The sequence below is a fragment of the Streptococcus oralis genome (assembly GCF_026782285.1).
Classification (GTDB): domain Bacteria; phylum Bacillota; class Bacilli; order Lactobacillales; family Streptococcaceae; genus Streptococcus; species Streptococcus oralis_CG.
This window is the reverse complement of the sequence record NZ_JAKUWG010000007.1, coordinates 13,657-33,464: the sequence shown is the minus strand read 5'-3', so window position 1 is coordinate 33,464 and position 19,808 is coordinate 13,657. Positions and strand designations below refer to the sequence as shown.

20 protein-coding genes and 1 pseudogene are annotated in these 19,808 nt (G+C 39.6%); 2 read left to right on the top strand and 19 right to left on the bottom strand.

Annotated features, from left to right (window positions below):
• Positions 1-72 precede the first annotated feature (72 nt).
• The 8 genes from MK403_RS05255 to MK403_RS05220 are packed head-to-tail and all read right to left on the bottom strand — an operon-like array spanning position 73 to position 7,001.
• Positions 73-1,443: a hypothetical protein gene (locus tag MK403_RS05255; RefSeq protein WP_268709179.1), complete on the bottom strand. Its 1,371-nt coding sequence runs from the start codon at positions 1,441-1,443 to the stop codon at positions 73-75.
• Entirely contained in the window at positions 1,433-1,945 is a 513-nt protein-coding gene (locus tag MK403_RS05250; protein WP_268709178.1) for a nucleotide exchange factor GrpE, read from the bottom strand. Before MK403_RS05250 ends, MK403_RS05255 begins: the two co-directional genes overlap by 11 nt.
• An 8-nt stretch (positions 1,946-1,953) precedes the next feature.
• A complete protein-coding gene (locus MK403_RS05245; RefSeq protein ID WP_268709177.1) occupies positions 1,954-3,492 on the bottom strand; it encodes an Hsp70 family protein in 1,539 nt (512 codons plus the stop codon).
• 12 nt (positions 3,493-3,504) lie between these two features.
• Entirely contained in the window at positions 3,505-3,762 is a 258-nt protein-coding gene (locus MK403_RS05240; RefSeq protein ID WP_268709176.1) for a hypothetical protein, read from the bottom strand.
• A gap of 14 nt (positions 3,763-3,776) precedes the next feature.
• Entirely contained in the window at positions 3,777-4,028 is a 252-nt protein-coding gene (locus MK403_RS05235; RefSeq protein WP_268709175.1) for a hypothetical protein, read from the bottom strand.
• A 5-nt stretch (positions 4,029-4,033) separates the two neighbouring features.
• The gene (locus MK403_RS05230) at positions 4,034-6,472 is read right to left on the bottom strand and encodes an FtsK/SpoIIIE domain-containing protein (RefSeq protein WP_268709174.1); all 2,439 of its coding nucleotides are present in this window, start codon (positions 6,470-6,472) and stop codon (positions 4,034-4,036) included.
• Positions 6,473-6,481: 9 nt separating this feature from the next.
• A complete protein-coding gene (locus MK403_RS05225) occupies positions 6,482-6,748 on the bottom strand; it encodes a hypothetical protein (RefSeq protein ID WP_268709173.1) in 267 nt (88 codons plus the stop codon).
• Entirely contained in the window at positions 6,738-7,001 is a 264-nt protein-coding gene (locus MK403_RS05220) for a hypothetical protein (protein WP_268709172.1), read from the bottom strand. Before MK403_RS05220 ends, MK403_RS05225 begins: the two co-directional genes overlap by 11 nt.
• Before the next feature lie 376 nt (positions 7,002-7,377).
• On the opposite strand from MK403_RS05220, the pseudogene MK403_RS05215 reads away from it, so the two are divergent.
• Positions 7,378-7,650, top strand: a pseudogene (locus MK403_RS05215) (helix-turn-helix domain-containing protein); the annotation flags it as partial.
• 78 nt (positions 7,651-7,728) lie between these two features.
• Here MK403_RS05215 and recR read toward each other — a convergent pair.
• Both recR and pbp2b read right to left on the bottom strand, forming a co-directional pair.
• On the bottom strand, positions 7,729-8,325 hold the full coding sequence (gene recR, locus MK403_RS05210) for a recombination mediator RecR (protein WP_000966754.1): 597 nt from the start codon (positions 8,323-8,325) through the stop codon (positions 7,729-7,731).
• A 10-nt stretch (positions 8,326-8,335) separates the two neighbouring features.
• Positions 8,336-10,378, bottom strand: coding sequence for a penicillin-binding protein PBP2B (gene pbp2b, locus MK403_RS05205; protein ID WP_268709171.1), 2,043 nt, complete (start codon positions 10,376-10,378; stop codon positions 8,336-8,338).
• A 256-nt stretch (positions 10,379-10,634) separates the two neighbouring features.
• On the opposite strand from pbp2b, the gene MK403_RS05200 reads away from it, so the two are divergent.
• A complete protein-coding gene (locus tag MK403_RS05200; protein WP_084948962.1) occupies positions 10,635-11,486 on the top strand; it encodes a MurR/RpiR family transcriptional regulator in 852 nt (283 codons plus the stop codon).
• 15 nt (positions 11,487-11,501) lie between these two features.
• On the opposite strand, the gene MK403_RS05195 is transcribed toward MK403_RS05200, so the two are convergent.
• From MK403_RS05195 to MK403_RS05155, 9 genes are all read right to left on the bottom strand, one after another.
• On the bottom strand, positions 11,502-12,386 hold the full coding sequence (locus tag MK403_RS05195; protein ID WP_268709170.1) for an ROK family protein: 885 nt from the start codon (positions 12,384-12,386) through the stop codon (positions 11,502-11,504).
• A gap of 17 nt (positions 12,387-12,403) precedes the next feature.
• Complete coding sequence (locus tag MK403_RS05190) at positions 12,404-13,321, bottom strand: dihydrodipicolinate synthase family protein (RefSeq protein ID WP_268709169.1); 918 nt, start codon at positions 13,319-13,321, stop codon at positions 12,404-12,406.
• Positions 13,322-13,492: 171 nt separating this feature from the next.
• Complete coding sequence (locus tag MK403_RS05185; protein ID WP_268709168.1) at positions 13,493-14,137, bottom strand: YesL family protein; 645 nt, start codon at positions 14,135-14,137, stop codon at positions 13,493-13,495.
• Between the two features lie 20 nt (positions 14,138-14,157).
• Positions 14,158-14,610: a YhcH/YjgK/YiaL family protein gene (locus MK403_RS05180; protein WP_268709167.1), complete on the bottom strand. Its 453-nt coding sequence runs from the start codon at positions 14,608-14,610 to the stop codon at positions 14,158-14,160.
• A 273-nt stretch (positions 14,611-14,883) separates the two neighbouring features.
• On the bottom strand, positions 14,884-15,723 hold the full coding sequence (locus MK403_RS05175) for a carbohydrate ABC transporter permease (RefSeq protein WP_001183243.1): 840 nt from the start codon (positions 15,721-15,723) through the stop codon (positions 14,884-14,886).
• 15 nt (positions 15,724-15,738) lie between these two features.
• Complete coding sequence (locus MK403_RS05170; RefSeq protein WP_001209417.1) at positions 15,739-16,605, bottom strand: carbohydrate ABC transporter permease; 867 nt, start codon at positions 16,603-16,605, stop codon at positions 15,739-15,741.
• Positions 16,606-16,824: 219 nt separating this feature from the next.
• The gene (locus MK403_RS05165; RefSeq protein WP_268709166.1) at positions 16,825-18,153 is read right to left on the bottom strand and encodes an ABC transporter substrate-binding protein; all 1,329 of its coding nucleotides are present in this window, start codon (positions 18,151-18,153) and stop codon (positions 16,825-16,827) included.
• A 114-nt stretch (positions 18,154-18,267) separates the two neighbouring features.
• Entirely contained in the window at positions 18,268-18,966 is a 699-nt protein-coding gene (locus MK403_RS05160) for an N-acetylmannosamine-6-phosphate 2-epimerase (RefSeq protein ID WP_084874430.1), read from the bottom strand.
• A gap of 245 nt (positions 18,967-19,211) precedes the next feature.
• The coding region (locus MK403_RS05155; protein ID WP_268709165.1) for an SIALI-17 repeat-containing surface protein at positions 19,212-19,808 on the bottom strand (597 nt) is incomplete at its 5' end.

Sequence of the window (19,808 nt, the reverse complement as noted above, 5' to 3'; positions counted from 1 at the left end):
GAGCTCAAAGCTCCAGTTATAGTTTAAGCATGATTTGGTGTTTAATAATAGATATAGAATAACCTACTCCGTTTAACTATTTTCTAATTCTCTGATTTTTCGGATTTTTTCAGCTTCCAAATCTTCCTTTTTCTTTCGATTATTTTGCATATCATTGGTAATATCCTCTAAGGTTGATTTTAGCCACATAGGTTTCACTATCAAAACATAAACCCAGTAAGATGCAAAGCAAAAAATTAAAAATTTTGTTCTACCATAGTGACTACTGGCTCCAAAATCTCTACCATAGTCTAAACTCATTGTTATGAAAAACAAGACCAAACCGACTATCGAAACAATACTACCATGACTAGCCCTTGTTATTAGCTTCGTTTCGTTATTCTTATATTCAATTCTTTTATCTTCATACTGCCTATCCAAATCCTTCATCCAATCACTATAAGTCGTCTCTAATTCTTTCTTAGTTTTTCGAATATACTCATCTCTTTTTTTCTTGTCTAAAACTTCCATGGCGAGTTGATGCTGAGGAGAAATATTTAATATCTGACGGCAAATATCATAAAGGAGAGTAGATGGAGTTACTGAATTATTAATTATATTTTCATCAACCATCCACTGGTAAATCTGGATAACGTGGTTGTAATAATCTCGTTTCTTATTTTTGATGATACAATCAGAATACTCTTTTATAACTTGATAGATAAAATCACCTACATACACTGTATTTAAGAACGGGCTCGTTATCGTATTTTGTTTCAATAAGTTTATTTCTCTTATAACTCTATCGAAAGCAGCTATTCCAGAAGAAATATCTTTTACCACATATAACATCTCATAGTTATAAGCTATTTTTAACTGTTCAAATGCTTCTATAACAAATTGCCTGTTTCCATATTGATTTTCTTTCAACATAAACAAGGCTCGTTGAAAATATACATCATATTTTGTATAGTGATTATACAAAATATCCTCCACCCCATCTTCTTCTACAATGGCTTCATTGACATAGTTCATCGCTAAGTCAATCTTCCCAACATTGGCATAGATGACTGCAGCTAATCGTAAGATACCTGTATTTGTTTCATTACGAAACTGTAAAGCCTTTTTCACTGCTTGTTCAGCTAGATCATATTGCTGTTTATTTAAGTAATAGTCCTCCGCTTTTTTAAAATAGAAATCAAACTTCTCACTACGTTCATCTGCTGGGTCAGAAGTTTTCTTTTCAGATTTTTCTAACTGAGTATCGTAGGCTTTTTTCTTCTCGGCTGATGAAAAAATTTCCTGAGCTTCTGAAATCCAAATCCTCTTTTGTTGGTAGGCTAGGTCATTACTTCTAGCGGCTCGGTTATCCCATTTTCGCTTTTCTTTTTGCAGGTAGTCTTGAATTTCTTCCAGACTCCAACTTTTAGAAATCTCTAATTCTTTGTAGTAGTCAATCAACATACTCTTCTCCTAGTTCTTGTTCTTGTTCTTCTTGACATACCTGATGATGGACGAGAACGCTGACCTCAGCATACCGCAAGATTTTGTTGTTAAAAGTATAGCCATTTCTAATAACTTCGACCACCTCAATCTCATCATCATCTGACTCAATATCCTCTTTTTGAACAACCTTATATAGACTGGCGTCATAATCACAAGAGACCTTTATCCGCTCTACACCTTTAGAGTTTAGGATATCGTAAACTTCATCATAGAGAGAGACTATAAAGTCATTATTATAAGCAGCATTTCCTTCAATTCTGTCTAGGACAGTTATCAAGTCTTTAAAGAGGGGCAACTGTAGCTCATTTTCTATTCCCTTAATCAGATGAGATATCAACTCTTCCTTTTGCTTGTCTTGGGACAATCTCCGAAAATACATCTTATTAGTATTTTCTATTTGAAGAGCTATATTATCAACCTTCTCATGCAACTCATTGAGCAATTCTAGTTTATCATCCATGTTTCTACCTACTCAATACTTAATTTATCTAAGGCAATTTTCTGAGCATTTACTCCAGCTTGATCCAGATTGTTAATTCTATCAATACTAAAAGTACCAATCAACCCATTAACCGTCAAGTCATAAACTTCAATAAAGACAGTTTGATCAATATCGTATAAATAAGTTATTTTTATCGGAGAACCTTTAGGAAGATTCGGAGATAGAGGAAGTTCTTTTTCACCTATGATTTTTACAAACTCAAGCTCTGTATCATCCCCTTCGGTTACCTGAACTAAAATAGAAGCTTGATGTTCATAACGTGTGTAAACATTTTTAGAACATTCTGCAGGTAATTTTGTATTATGTAAAATAACATGCATGTTAACTTTTTTGTCATTAGAATCTATTACAATCACTCCTAAAGACTGTGAAGTTACATCAGAAATTTCAACATTATCAATCTTACCTTGGGAAATACTGAAAAATTCCTCCTCAGTCAGGTCTTCTTTGGTTTCTAAGATGGCAAGAATGGAAGCTCCTTGAGCTACTGCATAATCTGGTTGAACATCGTTGACAATGGTTTTACCTGACAATTGCTCAATTCGGTCTCTAATCATCGGCATCTTAGTAGAGCCGCCTACCATCAAGATGTGTTCAATATCACTCCAACCAATTTGTTGCTCTTCAAAGATTTCATCAATAAACCAAGTTGTTCTATTAACTAGTTCCTTGCTTTCTGTTTCAAATTCATCTCTTGTGACTGTGATAGGATAAGTGTCACCGTCAATGGTAAATCGTTCTTTGGCTTGCATTTTTTGAGAGAGGCTGACCTTGATTTTTTCTGCCTTTTCTCTGATTTCAGCAATCAGTTTATCATTGTCAAGAGAAACTTCAACACCTTCTCCTTCCAGCTTCCTGATAATGTTAGTTACAATGACTTGGTCAAAGTCTGTCCCTCCAAGATTAGAGTCACCGGTCGTCGATATCACGTCAATGTTACCATTCTTGATTTCAAGGAGAGTGACATCAAAAGTTCCTCCGCCTAAATCATAAACAAACACCTTACCATCCTTTTCTTTATCAACTCCAAAAGCAAGTGCAGCCGCTGTTGGCTCGTTAATAATCCGTAAAACATTCAAACCTGCAATTTCACCTGCATGCTTAGTAGCTGTACGTTGTGAATCATCAAAATAAGCAGGGACTGTAATGACGACATCCTTGATTGTCTCTCCTAAGCTCAACTCGGCATCCTGAACTAGTTTTTTCAAGATAATAGCTGATAAGCTTTCTGGAGTATAGTCCACCCCTGCCGGAGAGATAAAAGTGTAGGATTTCCCCATCTGCCGTTTGATAAATTGAACGACATTATCTGGATCAATGGCTGCCATATTTTTAGCCTGTACTCCAACTACGGTTTCATCTTTTCCCTCATAGGGGTCATCAAAGAAAATCACTGACGGAGTTGTCTCACGCCCCTCAAGATTATGAAGAATTTGAGCTTGACCATCTCGAAATACTGAAACTGCTGAAAAAGTTGTTCCTAAATCAATTCCCACAACAACCATATTTTAGTCCTCCTATTGACCAATTTTTTTTAAATACTGCTCTAACTCACCCTCTAAGCGCTGAATGGTCAAAGTGGTTTGCCTTAAACTTCTGGCAGTCTGGGTAACTTGTTGACTAGCTCTCATACCTGTGCTATTACCTCGTGTCAGAGAAAAAATCATAGATGCATTGCTATTTAAAAACTCTGACCCTTGCATACAAAACCGGGCTATTTCCTTGCTTGATTCTTTCAAATCATAAATTTTTACAATCAATTCCTGAATATCCATATCTTTTCCCTCTATTATAAAATCATAGCGATTTTATCTAAATCGTCCTGTGCCTGTTTTATCTCCAGCATCGATTGTTTAACATCTTTACTAGATTGTTGGAGAATAGCTGACAGCATGTTTTCAACTGTACTTCCTGCAAAGTCTTGATGGATTACCTTTACTAGGTTATCCAAATCTGCTTCCAGTTTTTCCAAACGCTGATTTTGTTGGGATAGTTGGAGTTTACTGGTATTGATTGAGTTTATTAGGTTTCTTACAGACATGACACTCACTTCCTTATGATTTCTTTTTCTATCTTTAGGTAATCCTCATAACTAATCTCTGAAAAGGGGATAAAACTAATAGGCTGTTCACTTTCAATCTCATCCACATATAACACTCGGTTACGAGTTGTTTTCCAGTTGATAAAGGGACCAACATGACTTTGTAATGTTCTGGCATCCACTTTTAAAAATAGCTTAGTATTAAAGAGTTCTGAACTATTTCTCATTCCAATAGCTTGCTTTTCAAAATTAGCATTTTTTATCCACCAACCAACAAAATGAATCCCATAACTGGAAGCCTCTTCTAAAAATGTAGCTAAAGGTGACGACATACTAAACGGATCTTCCGAAACAAGTTTGACACTATCCATTCCTAGAGCAAACACAAAAATTTTATTGGTGACTTTTGTAGTCTTCTCTTTTCTCTCGGATAAAATAGAATTTAGATAAGAAATCAAGTTTTCAGATTCAATTTGAAAAACATCATGACCTATCTTTTCAAGAATGTTACAGGTCATAGACAAAGACTCCTTATTCTTTTGCTCTCCATTAACACAGAAAATAAACTCATCCGTCTCGCTTCCCTCTCTTAAGGCTAATGAAATGGCCATCGACTCTACCATTCCGAAAACCATATGGTCATTGCCACTATTAGCTCCTATGATGGCAATATTTCTACCTGACTCACTCAAGAAATGGCTTGTAACAAATTTATTTGATACAGCTATTTCTTTCCCTAGATAGGCTCTTGCTTCTGGGAACTTATGAGAAAATTCAGTAAATAATGATTCTTGCTCAACCAAAGAAATTTTCGCTTCTGGATCAAATATTAAAGGAGCTGGATACATTCTATGGGCTAAAGACCACCAAGTATCTCTTAAGGGTTTTAATACTTTCTCATCTGCGAATGCTATCACAACCTTTTTATTTTGGGAGATTTCGCCGTAATCTAAATTGACAATAGCCTCTCTTGGTTTGAGGTAACCTGCTGCTACATTGCCAATTCCTAAGGTCATCTGTGATTCTGCAAAAGAATTTTTATGAGCAATACGGATTGGAACTTGGCTAAAAATACTATCCATCTTTCCTAGCAAGGCTTGAGAACCTGATATCGTCTGAGAAGCTAAAATAAAATGAATACCCGCTGCCCTGAAAAGTCTGACAGATTTTTCCAACATATCTACTATTTTACGTCCCTGTTCTGCATCCTCACCAAACATCAACTGAAACTCATCAATGACAACTACAATCCTAGGAAGTTCATAGTCAGGAAATCTTGTACGAAAAGCACGAATATTGGTCTCATCATGGAATTTAAATAAGGCAAGTCTCCTCCGATACTCCTCGTATAAAAACTCTAGAACAGATAAACCAAACTCAACGTCACTTTCCAATCCCAAGGCTTTGGCGTGGGGTAAATATTCCTTACGACCAATATTAGAAAAAGCTTTTAGGGTTACACCTTCTTTGAAATCCAGCATATAGAGATTTAATTCTCTAGGTGAGTAAGAATAACATAGACTATGTATTATGACAGAAAGCAGATTTGACTTCCCTTGGCCTACGGCGCCTGTAATCAAAACATTATGCCGTTGATTGACTTCATCTCCTAAGGTAATGGCAACATTTTCTAGACCATACTGACCTACAGTAAAGGTTAAACCGTCTCTGCTGGTCTTGCTCCAATAGATCGAAAAATCTTTTCTTAGTGTCTTAGTTTCATTCATTATCTTTAAAAATTCGATTGGTTTTATCAAACTGTTATCGACTTGTCTGCTTAAAAACGTATTTCGCTTTAGGATTTCTGAGACAGGAAGGTTAGGAATCGGAAAAGATTTTTGATGAATAACCAGTTGGTTATCTCTCATCTCAATAATATGAAAATAGTTTTCAAACTGTAATCCTCTAATATCTGTTGTTGGAGAAATGACCAGAAAACTCACTCCCGCCCGTGGTCCAGCTTTGATAAGAGAGTTGAGCAAGATTTTTATTTTTTCAGCTAAAATATCCATATCAACATATAAAACAATTAGCTTGTAACTTTCTATCGGTTGATTGAGACTTTCTCTAAATTCAAATAGAGAAGGGAATCTGCCTTGTATAACATTTTGCACTCCATGAATATGATCACGCAAATAAAAGAGATAGTTTAGCAAATCTTCTTCGCTAGAAATCATTTTCAGCAGTTTCTGCTCACCCGAGCTAAAACTCGAGAAAGGAGAAAAGACTCCCGATATCTCACTGTCAAAACCAACAATTTCTACCTGTCCTAGTGCGGTATGAGTCAAGGTCTCGGACAAGATATACTGAGCAAGTTTCAAAGATTGTGCATCATAAGACTCTTCAATCCAGATATTGGCTTTTCCAATAAATGTTAATTCTTCTTTGTTTAAAGCGCTTTCAAAACAAATTTTGTCATATACTTCTAGTGTAGACTCCATCATTTCCCCTCCCTAACTATTTATGCTTTGAATGTATTTAAACAATTTTAAAGTCAGATAATCCAGCTCTCTTTCAACTTCCGATAGGATTACCTTAGCATTTTCCAACTCACTTCTCAGCGCACTATATAGACTGTCATCACTAAAATATCTGACAAGTACAGACTCCATCTCGGATATGTTTTGAATGATCTCAATAGCTAACCTTCGCCTCTGTAAAGCTTCTAATCGGATTTTCTCTGTTTCTGCAGTTATATAGTAGATATTTTCACCACTCATCTCTACAATCCCCCTCTACAATCTGTAACTGCTCTATTAGACTTTGAGCCTTATATAGAGACTCGTTAACCCGAGACAACTCCATGTTCAATCTCTGACAAATTGCTATTCCCTCATCCCTGATAAAGCTATTACTATGACTGAATAGATAATCTATAGGAATCAATAACTGCTGACTAATTTTATTGGACTCTTCTGTCGCAAGAGTAATTTCGTTTTTCACACCAGCTTGTAAGCGAATTTTTATCATCATCTTTTCATTATTGATGTAGCTCACTTTTTCCCTCTCAAAATAAAACACAAAATAATGTGTGTTTTCAGTCTGCTGTAACTTTATAGTACAGGCTTTGACTCCCCTTTAGAATATCATATTTTCTAAAAAATAAAAAGTATTTCATAGATTTTTTGAACTTCTTAAAATTTTAATATAATTATGGAAATTCTATAATGAAACTAAGCACCCATCTCTCCTAAAAATTTGATGGTTCAAGTAGCTTATAGCTAGTACTCGATTTCATTTGATAACAGTTTCAAGGGTCCCTATTGTCAAATGAAAGCTAATTATAGACATAAGAAAACACCTCTGTGTTATACTTGTTGTTCACCACAAACACAAGAAAGGCACAGAGATGCAAGACAATTATACTACAAAAGGTAAACATTTGACAATCGATAGCCGTCGCTTAATCGAACGATGGAAAAAAGAAGGAAAATCAAATAGAGAAATTGCCTCTCTACTTGGAAAAGTTCCTCAAACTATCCACACTGAAATCAAGCGTGGGACAGTCCGACAATGTCTTGGAAAAGGGCGCTTCAAAGAGATTTATTCTGCCGACTATGCTCAACAATCTTATGAAAGCAATCGCAAGAGCTCGGTCAAGAAATCAAGCTTAACCAAGGAACCTAATAAGACAAACCCCTAAGAAAAAATTCCTAGAGCTTGTCTTATTAGTTAAAATAAGCTAAATTTTTACTGACTTTTACAACTCTGTCCGATTTTCAATAGCCCGTAAGAGTGTAACTTCATCCGCATACTCAATATCCGCTCCGACAGCGAGACCTCGTGCTAGACGCGTAACCTTGATACCAGCTGGCTTGAGCAAACGTGAAAGATACATGGATGTCGCTTCACCATCTGCTGTAGCATTGGTTGCCACAATCACCTCTGAAACCTCACTATCCATGAGACGGGTCATAAGACTCTTGAGATTGATATCGTCTGGGCTGATGCCATTCATCGGAGAAATGAGGCCATGCAAGACATGATAGAGTCCGTGGTATTCTTGGATATTTTCCATGGCAGCCACATCGCGACTATCTTCTAGCACCAAGATGGTTGTCTGGTCACGAGTTGGATCTGTACAGATAGAGCAAGGATCATCGTCAGTCAAGCGACCGCAAATGGAACAATAGGTCAATTCCCGTTTAGCAGACAGGAGATTTTTGGCAAATTCATTGACGTCGTCATCGGACATTCCAATTGTATAGAAGGCTAGGCGGGTAGCCGTTTTGATCCCGATCCCCGGAAGCTTCGAATAGCTATCAATTAGCTTGGCAATAGGTGTTGGATACAGCATAAGTCCCTTTCTAATTCATCGGATGGTGTTGGTGATAAAGATTGATAATGTCGCGTGCAATTGAAGGTCCGACACCATTTGTAAGATTAGTGTTATGAGGAAAGACAACTGCAACCGCAATCTGTGGATTTTCGGTTGGTGCATAAGCGACTGCATTTGTATTGTTGGCTTTTTGACCGCCATTAACATAACTTTCGGCTGTACCCGTTTTCCCGCTGATGGAAACGGCTGCACCATTTGAAAAGGCACGACCAGTTGTCAGAGCGCTCGTTCCATGCGAAACTTGATAGAAACCTTGCTGCAAGATAGCCATATCTGCTTCTGAGATATTAACCTTGTTCATTTCCTTGGTGGCTGTTTCTTGAACCAGACTTCCCAACCCACCTTGGTCATTGTTTCCATAAACCCCTTCAACGATATGGGGAGCCAGACGCACACCATTGTTTGCAATGGTTGCAACGTACTGGGCTAACTGCATCGGAGTATAGTTATCAAACTGACCAAAAGCATTATTTAGATAGTTGGCCAAATCAAATTCTTTTGGTATAAATCCTGTTGATTCATCTGGAAGATCAATCCCCGTTGAAGCTCCGAGTCCATATTCCCCAAAGGTTGACCGCAATTTGCCCATAGCTGTATCTAATTGACTCGTCGCTACCATCATATTGGGTTTATAGGTCTGTCCCATAATTCCCAGAGCTGTTTGCACCATGTAAGTATTAGAGGAATATTCCAAAGCTTCAACCGCTGTGATAGGAAAAGAACCGTAGGACAAGGTATACCATGAATTGATAGGAGCTGAACCTTGGAAAACAATTGGCTGGTCTGTCAAGGTTTGATTGCCTGACAAAACTCCATTTTCCCAGCCAGAGCTGATGGTTGCTGCCTTAACGACAGACCCTGGTACAAAAACGTTGGTAACTGTCCCTAGGGAGTCTGGACTTAATTTCCCTGATTGGACATCATGCTTGACACCTGACATGGCTAGAACTGCACCTGTTTTAGGATTGAGAGCGACTGCGTAGACTCCTTCCGAATATTTAGCGCCACCATTACTCAACTCCGAGTTAAAGTAGCTCTTGAGTAGATCATCCACTCCATTTTGGAAAGCTAGGTCAATCGTTAGTTTAATATTGTTTCCTTTGCTTCCTTCCTCGACATTTTCCACACTTTCCATGTTTCCGTGTTTGTCGAGATGTACTTCTTTGACAGAGCGTTTACCTTGGAGGACATCTTCATATTGCTTTTCAAGATAAGAAGTTCCCACTCGGTCATTGAGAGAGTAGCCTTTCTTGAGATAAGCGTCAACTTCCTCAGCTGGAAGTCCTGACTTTTCATTTGAAACGCTACCGACGATAGAAGATAGAGAAGTGTCTAGTACTTTTCGGTCCCATGAGGTTGAAATGCTAATGCCCGGTAATTCCTTGGATGCAGAAGCCACAAGAGCGACCTGAGTATCATCCAAGGCATCTGTTGAAATGGTGCCCGTCGCAAAATTTTCAACTGCATTGAGCTGACTAAACAGGTAGATTTCCTTTTTCTGATCATCCGTATAGCTAAGCTGACTCACGTCAATACTTTCAACCGCATTATTGTAGAGGGTCGCTTCTGATAAGCGATTCCCATCTGAATCCAGACGTTTATCGCTTGGCAAGGATTCGACTGTTTTTTTGTAAATATCCTGGTCCGCCAGGTAATAGTCTGCAATCTGTCGATCAGTCAGATCAGGGGAGGTTACATTTACATAAGTCAGCAGTTTTTTAGCCGTCTCCTTCAACTCTGCCGCCGTCATCTTATTGTTTCGTGTGAAAGAAACAACTTGCTTGAGTGTGTTTTCTACCAAGGGTTTACCTGTTGCATCATAAATCTGCCCTCGAGCTGAACTGGTTGTCACCCTAGTCTGGCTGGCTGATGTCAACTTTGCTTCATAGAAATCTTTATTCAGCACCTGCATGTATAACAATCGACTGATAATGGTCATAAACAGTAGGATAACAATGGCAAACAGTAAATTAAGCCGAATCGGAATCGAATGGCTATTGAATTTTCTCATACAACTAAGACTCTTTTCTAGAAAAATTCCCGATTTTCACCTTCATTTTCAGCTAAAATAATAGAGCAAACGGGTGAAGCTCGGTACTTTTCATTGTACCATATTTTACGGAGAAACTCTTGGAAAAGTCGAAGCATTTTTTGACTTTTAACTGAAAATGCCTTTTTATTTAGTTATCCTAACTTCTATGATATAATGATGTTAATAAGCTGGCAATCGTCAACTTTTAAGAGTTTGACTCATGAAAAGGAGCTCCATGAAAAAGCAGGATATCGCAACTATTATTGATCTTCATTTTGAAGAATTAACAGAGTTAGAGCAGGAAATCGCTCGTTATTTCTTGCAGGTAGATACGATTGTGGATGATCTATCATCGCAACAGGTTACTCAAAAACTGCATGTTTCCCAAGCTGCTCTTACTCGTTTTGCAAAAAAATGTGGCTTTACTGGCTATCGAGAATTTGTCTTTCAATACCAGCACCAGGCCAATAAACAGGATACCCATTCTCACCAACACAGTCCTTTGACCAAACGTGTTTTACGAAGCTACAGCAACCTACGGGAACAAACACAGGATTTAATTGACGAAGAACAACTGGAACGAGTTGCCCAGCTAATCGATGACGCTGAACGAGTTTACTTTTTTGGAACGGGAAGTTCTGGTCTGATTGCCCGTGAGATGAAACTCCGTTTTATGCGTCTAGGTGTTGTCTGTGAAGCTTTGACCGATCAGGATGGCTTTGCATGGACGACCAGTATCATGGATGAAAATTGTTTGGTCCTTGGTTTTTCCCTATCAGGCACTACCCAATCCGTCCTAGATAGTTTGTTGGATGCCAAGGAAATGGGGGCTAAGACCATTCTCTTTACCAGCGCTCCAAACAAAAATAGTCAGGCTTATACCGAAACAGTCCTCGTCGCAAATCATAGCCAATCTTCTTACATCCAGCGTATTTCCGCTCAGCTCCCTATGCTCATTTTAATAGATTTGATTTATGCCTACTTTTTGGAAATCAATCGAGATAGCAAGGAAAAAATCTTTAACAGCTATTGGGAAAATAAAAAACTCAACGGCTATCGTAGACAAAAACGCGTTAGAAAATCCTAGTTTGGTTGGACCAAACTAGGATTGTTTTGTTTTGAAATGATAATAGGCACCCAACATCCCTGCTGTATTTTGGTGATGGGCAAATTCTAATCGTGTTTTTTCAGCTAAGCTTGGCACCAAGGCCGCCTTCAAGGCTGTGCGGATCTTCGGTTTGAGAATAGCCTCTTGCCCCATGATGCCGCCACCAAGAATGACCACTTCTGGATTGGCAACGTAGCAAATATTTGCCAGACCTTTTCCTAGATAGTCTACCATGCGGTCAATCCCAGCCATACAGATCTTGTTTCCTTCAGTAGCTTCCTTGAAAATGCGCCGGCCATTCCACTGATCAACTGAATCTCCATGAGCTGTTGCTACATACTCCACCAAGGCTGTCGTAGAAGCCAAGTCCTGGAAAGCTCCATCCTGCATATGCATATAACCGACTTCGCAAGCTGAGTTGCTAAATCCATGGAAGACCTTCCCATCCATAATCAAGCAACCACCGATACCTGTTCCAATGGTCAAGCAAAGTGTGACACTCGCTCCCTTTCCTGAACCAGATACTGCCTCAGCCAGACCTGCACAGTTGACGTCATTCTCAATCTCACAAGGAATAGTAAAACTCGTCTCGATTTCCTTCTTGAACTGGGTTCCTGCATAGTTGGGAATCTGAGGACCAGCGTAGAAAATCTCACCCTTATCTGGATCCACCATCCCAGCAGAAGAAATGGCAACACCTGCTACTGGGCCTTTTTCTAAATAGCTGGCTACGATATCTTTTGTCTTTTGTAAGATATGAGGTCCACCCTTATGCGCCTCAGTTGGCATTTCATGCGATTCAACAAGTTGGCCTTCTTGGTCAATCAAACCATATTTGATATTGGTTCCACCGATATCAATTGCAACGTAGTGTATCATAAATACCTCCTTATGGATTAGAGGAAGCGCTCCTTGGTTTCACGAATCAATTGCGCTGCTGCTTCTACAACTGGTCGATCTTCTTCAGTCACTGGCGTCAATGGTGAACGAACTGATCCAATGTTAAGTCCTTCATTGATCTTCAAGACTTCTTTGATCACACCGTACATATTTCCATGTGCAGCAGTCAATTTGCCAATGATCGCATTAATAGCGTATTGCAATTCACGCGCTGTTTCCAAGTCTTTCTCAGCAATCAACTGATTGAGTTTCAAGAAGAGTTCTGGCATAGCGCCATAAGTACCACCAATACCAGCTTTGGCACCCATGAGACGGCCACCTAGGAACTGTTCATCTGGACCATTAAAGACGATGTGGTCTTCTCCACCAAGGCTGACAAAGGTTTGAATATCTTGAACTGGCATAGAAGAGTTCTTAACACCGATAACACGTGGATTCTTCAACATTTCAGTATAGAGACTTGGAGTCAAAGCAACACCTGCTAACTGAGGAATGTTGTAAATAACATAGTCTGTGTTTGGTGCTGCAGCACTAATGTCATTCCAGTATTTGGCAACTGAGTATTCTGGCAAGCGGAAGTAAATCGGTGGAATTGTTGCAATGGCATCTACACCCAAGCTTTCCGCGTGGCGAGCAAGCTCCATACTATCTTTGGTATTGTTGCAAGCTACGTGAGCAATGATGGTCAGTTTACCTTTGGCAACTGCCATGACTTCTTCCAAAATCAACTTACGGTCTTCAACGCTTTGGTAGATACATTCACCAGAAGAACCATTGACATAAAGACCTTGAACACCTTTATCAATGAAGTATTGAACCAAGGCACGTGTACGCTCTGGACTGACTTCTCCTTGATCATCATAACATGCGTAGAAGGCTGGAATGACACCTTCATATTTTTTCAAATCTGACATAGATTTTCTCCTAAGATTTCTTTTTTTCTGCTGAGAGCAGTTCTATTTTTTACAAGTTTAGTATACACCTTGTGAAAATCGCTTTCAATATCTTGTATACACTTAGATTTTAGTTTCTACTTGTATTTTAGAAACTGTAACGATTGAAAGTAGTTTCAGAAACAAGCCATCCTACTGGTATTTGGCGAAAATTTTCTCCATCAATCCTGCTTGGAGAAAGACTAGCAAACCAAAACCAAAGAGGATAAAAGCTGATCCTCCCAAAAGGAAAGTGAAGGCGGATAGATAAAGAACCATCACAATGAGAAAGAGAATGGCTAACATAAGGAAGAACCACGGAAAGTTAAAACTTGCCAAGATAAGCCCTTTTTGCAGCACTTCTTTCCAAGACAAATCATAGCGCGCAGCGATGGGATAACTAGCCAGCATCACGAGAGTGAGGAAGATGAGAATCCCCAAACAAATAGCTTTCACAATCTGGAAAGGTAAAGCTGTCTGGCCCCAGAAGAGATAAAGGTCTAAAAGACTCAGCAAAACTATGCCCAACTCCAGCAAACCTAACTGGAAACCCGGCTTCAGATTTTGTTTGAAAGCTCTCAGATAGATTCTGAAAACCGGTACTCGCCTGCTTCTCTTAATCTCAAACATGGTTTGGTAGAGGCTGATTTTAGCCACTCCAATCGTCACGATGGGCAAACAAGATACGACAAAAAGAAGATTGACTGTGACGATATCCAAGACCTTCTCACTGAAACGCATGAGAAAATTATCTGTATCAAATGCTGCCTTGATAAGGCTTACTCCTTTTTGTGCCATGTTTGCTCCTCCTGATTCTTTTAATCAATCAAAATTTTAAAGAGATATTTGCGAACCTTTTCTTCCATCCCTGCATAGCCGTTTGGCTGGTGTGGTTCTCCTGAGAAGAAAATCGCAAAATTGTGATAGCCCAACAAGAGTGGGTATTTTTCATGACAATGGACAAAGCCAATGTCGCTCGCTTCGTCGAATGCTACTGCTTCGTCTTTGATACGTGAACCGTAGCTCGAATATTCGTGTCCTTCTACCAGCAAATGCAAGTCTGCATAGTTCTTATGGTGCTCAAATTGATCATTTTCAGCTTGATTGAGGACATTTTCCTGAACAACTAGAAAGACCTTGTCCCCGTCAATCTCATACTTACCGAGTTCGAAAGAATCCTTACGGTGCTGATAGAGATAATCGATAGCCTTGTCTAGATTGGGATGGATTCCCTTGTAAAAGGCGATGTTTTTCAAATCGTCAAAAATCATACTGTTTCCTTCGTTTCTGATAGTTAACTAAAATCATAAATTAAGTTTATAAGTGTCTGACAAAACTTCACGAAGTAACTGCATACTCTCCATTTTGTAGACACTTATGAAACTATATTTCTCTTAGTCTATAACATATTCTTCTGAATTTTGATAGACAGTTTTTCCTATACTCAATGAAAATCGAAGAACAAACTAGGAAGCTAACCGCAGGCAATACTTAAGTATGGCAAGGTGATGCTGACGTAGTTTGAATTCGATTTTCGCAGAGTATTATCCTTTAACAGCTCCCATAGTAATACCTTGAGTAAAGGATTTTTGGAAGACAAGGAAGACTGTTACGATTGGCACGGCTGCTAAAGCTGCACCCGCCATGATTAAACCATAGTTGGTTGCCATTTCGGCCTGCATGGTCGCAACCCCGAGTGAGATGGTCAAGTTTTGACGTGAAGTCAACATAACCAACTGCATAAAGTAGTCGTTCCAAGTATTGATGAAGGTAAAGATTGCAAGGGCTGCAAAGCCTGGTTTCACAATAGGGAAGGCTACGCTCCAGAAAGTACGGATCTCACCACAACCGTCGATTTTAGCTGATTCAAGCAATTCTGTCGGGATGTTTTCGCTGAATTGTTTCATAAGGAAGACCCCAAATGGCCATCCGATCAAAGGCAAGATAACTGCCCAAAGTGTATCGTGAATTCCCATGAAGTTGACGATACGTACCAATGGTACAAGGACAACTTGTTTTGGAAGAGCCATGGCAGCGATAAAGACTGCAAAGAGGATGCGTTGACCATAGAAACGTTTTTTAGCCAAGACATAACCTGCTAGAGAAGAGGTTGCACAGACTAAGAACATGGTTACCAGTGAGATAAATACAGAGTTCCACATCCACTGCATAGCAGGGTTTTGCACCATGAGTTGTTGGAAGTTTTCCATAGTTGGCATTTTAGGGAACCATTGTGGCGGAATCATAATGGTATCAGGCTGTGATTTGAAGGCCCCTGTCAAAATCCAGTAGAATGGAAAGATGAACAGTACGGTCAACAAGAGCAAGATAATCGTTGAAATAACAGTGAAAGCTGTTAAAGGTTTCTTTTGTGTAGGTTGCATAACTGTCTCCTTTCTTTAGTATTCTACGTCGTTTCCGAGGATCTTGAATTGAGCAAAGCTGACAATGGCAATCATCACTGCCAAGAAGACACCGATGGTATTTGCATAGCCATATTCTGTCAATTGGAAGGCTTTTTCGTAAAGGTAGTACATCAAGGTACTTGTTGAGTAGTTTGGACCACCAGAAGTCAAGAGCTGAATCAAAGCGAAACATTGGAATGAGTTGATGGTTGTGATGATCGCGATGTAAAGAGTTGTTGGAAGAAGGCTAGGCCATTTGATCTTCCAGAACACTTGAAACTCAGTTGCACCGTCAACACGCGCTGCTTCAACAAGTGAGTTGTCAATATTCCCCATAGCAGCGATATAAAGGATAATCGGTTGACCAACAGATGTTGTCAAAAGGATAATCATAATCGCTAGCAAAGCCCAGTTTTTGTCACCCAGCCAAGAAATGTTTTGGCTGATGATATGGCTTGACTTAAGGACAAAGTTTAGAATCCCTGATAGGGGGTCATAGATCCATTTCCATACAACCGTTACGGCCACACTACCTGTAACTACAGGAAGGAAGAAGACGAAACGATAGAAAGAACGGGCAATCGCATTTTGATGATAGGTTTGAGATGCTACAAAGAGCGAGAAGAGAACTACAATCGGAACAGACCCAATAACCAGAATAACGGTATTGATCAAAGACTTAGTAAAGACAGGATCTTTAAACATGCGAATGTAGTTATCCAAGCCCACAAACTCAAAGCTGGTCATGGAGTAGTTAAAGAAGCTTGTAATGAATCCCATAATCATAGGAGCCAAGACAAAGATAACAAAGAAGAACAATACTGGTGCTAGGAAAGCGTAGGAAATCACTGTTTCCCGCATACGAATTTTATTGACTTTCACAGTCGGCACCTCTCTTTCAAATAGAATAGTTTTTGATTTTCTTGAACTGTTTTAAAATCAAAATGAAATTTTTTAAGATTCGCTTATGTAAGAACTTCATTTTAATTTCGTGACAGTTCCTACCATTTCAAACAAAAGTCCCCCTTTTCTTACACCATAGTGCACAGGGAAAAGGGGGGAATCAATCTGACTTAGTGCTTATTGTTTTGTAGCTTTTTTGATTGTTTCGTTAGCTTTTTCAGTGAAGGCTTTCAAAGCATCCGCTGGTTTTTCGTCACCATTTGATACAGATTGCAACATTGGGAACCAAAGTGTTCTCATTTCAGCAAATCCATCGATAGTGTTGTAGTATGGTGAGTAGTATTTAGTCCAGCCACTGATTGTTTCCATACGTTTGTCATCATAAAGTTTGCCAAATGATGTACGAACTGGGAAGGCACCTGTACGAACTACGTCTTTAGGACCCCATTCTTTGTCATCTGCGATGAATTGAACGAATTTCTTAGCTGCTGCGACTTTCTTGTCGTCTTTGTTGTTAAATACTGCAAATCCGTTTACAAGGTATTCAAGAGCTGGTTTACCAGAGTCTGATGGGAATGGTACTTCTACCACATCTACCTTACTTGCTTCCAAGAGTTTGGCTTGGATACCATTTTGAGCTGGTGCCCAAAGGATTGTGTATGAAGTTTGACCGTTCGCAAAGTTTTGGATGTCTGCTCCACCGTCAAATTGTGAACCGTTGTTCAATAGACCGTCTTTAATCCAGCTAGCAGCTTTTTCAAGACCTTTGACGAATTTAGGATCGTCAGTTGTATATTTTGTTACATCTTTGTCTGTTACAGAACCGCCATAAAGGTTTGCGATGAAGGCACGTGTTCCTTGGTCTCCCCCTTGACCAGAACTGAACAATGAACCTGGTGTATATCCTTTATCTTTAAGCGCTTTCAAAACTTTTTCAAAGTCATCAGTTGTCCAACCTTCTTTTACAAGGTTTGCAACTCCAGCATCTTCCAACATTTTCTTGTTCATGGCCATATAGAATGGAGCAGAACTGATTGGATACATGTAAGCTTTGTCTCCAGCCTTACTTGCTTGTACGATGTTTTCATTGTTCACATCTTTGACAAATTCGTCTGTGAAGAGATCGTTCAACTCAGCCAATTTACCATTTTTACCGTATTGGATAATACGTCCTGGTGCGTCAAAGAGTACGTCTGGCGCTGTTCCTGCTTCGATGGCTGTTGTGATCTTTTCAGGACCTGACTTGAAGTCAATGGTTTCCAATTTCACTTTTACATCTGGATTTGCTTTTTCAAAAGCTTCGATGATTGATTTTTCATAAGTTCCAACACCATCGCCCGTTTTTTCTTGTGTAAATACTGGGAATGCCCACCAAGTGATTTCTGTTTTTCCGCTATCGCTTCCTGATTTTCCAGCATCTTTACTTCCACCAGAGTTACCACAAGCAGCAAGGCCAAGAATCGCAGCACCTGCAAGTACTGTACAAGCTAGTTTTCTAAATTTCATTTGTATTCTCCTAATTGTTAAGCGTGTCCATATTGGATAGTGAGTAAGCTTCTATTTGTATACGTTTTCATTTTATCCGACGCATCGACCACTCTCCTCTGTTTTGAGATTATGTTATTTAAGACCGGCAACAAAGCGTTCCGTGATCTCTTTTGGTCTAGTAATAGCTCCACCGACAACAATGCCTCGTACCCCATATTCAAGGATTTGCTTGGCTTGTTCTGGTGTGTGAATTTTTCCTTCAGCGATGACATCCACACCGGCATCGCAGAGTTTTTTGATCAGTTCAAAGTCTGGACCATCTACTTTCGGACTATAAGAAGTATAACCTGATAGAGTTGTTCCAACAAAATCAACACCTGCTTCAACTGCTGCAATTCCTTCTTCAAAAGTACTGGTATCAGCCATCAAGAGTTGATGCGGATATTTTTCTTTGACTTGTCGGATAAAGTCTTGGATTTCCAAACCATCGTAACGTTCACGTTTGGTACAATCCAGAGCAATGACCTCAATGTCTAGTTCAGCCAGTTCATCAACTTCTTTCATCGTAGCTGTAATGAATGGCTCCTGCGGCGGATAGTCACGTTTGATAATCCCGATAATAGGGAGTTTCGTAACCTCCTTAATCTCCTTGATATCGCGAACACTGTTTGCTCGGATACCGACTGCTCCACCTTGCTCAGCCGCTTTGACTAGCAAGGGGATAACCCCTCCCGCTTCTGTATAAAGCGGTTCATGAGGAAGTGCCTGGCAAGAGACAATGATTCCATCTTTGATTTGTTCAATCAAGGCTTCTTTGCTAATCTGTGGCATCCTCTTTCCTCCCTTTCTTGTTCTTATGGGCTTATTATATATCATTTGTTAAGCGCTTTCAATAGCTTATGGTAGAATAGATTTCAGTTTCAAAACTATTTTATAGAACAGACTATCCTGAAAGTAGTTTCAGACATCTTAGAATTTCTTATTAGCACACCTTGAGCCGAAAGAAAAAGATAACAGACTGAAAAACCTGCTATCTCCTTCTATTTTTACAAAGTAAAATGATTTAAATTATTCTCTTACTTTTCTCTCTTTTTCCCCATTGCAAACAAGCCAAGGAAGAAAGCTGTTAATCCTAGTGAGGCAAGGAGGCTACTCTCCTTGTTCCCTGTATCAGGAAGTGTCTGCCGAGCAAGAGGGGCTTTGTAAGTATAATCTTCTGCAGCAAGAGTTACAAGCGAATCAGCTCCCTTATATTCTGCAATTTCATGTACAGCTGCATCGGCTACATTCACGCCACCTGTGTACTCTGGAAGTTCATGGACAGCTGCCTCAACAGCATTAACCCCGCCTGTAAATTCTGGTTTTTCAACTGTCGGAGCAGCCCCTTCACCCGCTGTGCCTAATGGGTCTGTATACTCAGGGAGTTCATGAACTGCGGCCTCAACAGCATTAACTCCGCCTGTAAATTCTGGCTTCTCGACTGTTGGGGCTGACTCTTCGCCCGCTGTCCCTAGTGGGCCTGTGTACTCTGGAACTTCATGAACTGCGGCCTCTTCACCATTCACACCGCCTGTAAATTCTGGTTTTTCAACTGTTGGTGCTGGTTCCTCACCCGCTGTGCCTAATGGACCTGTATACTCTGGGACTTCATGAACTGCGGCCTCTTCACCATT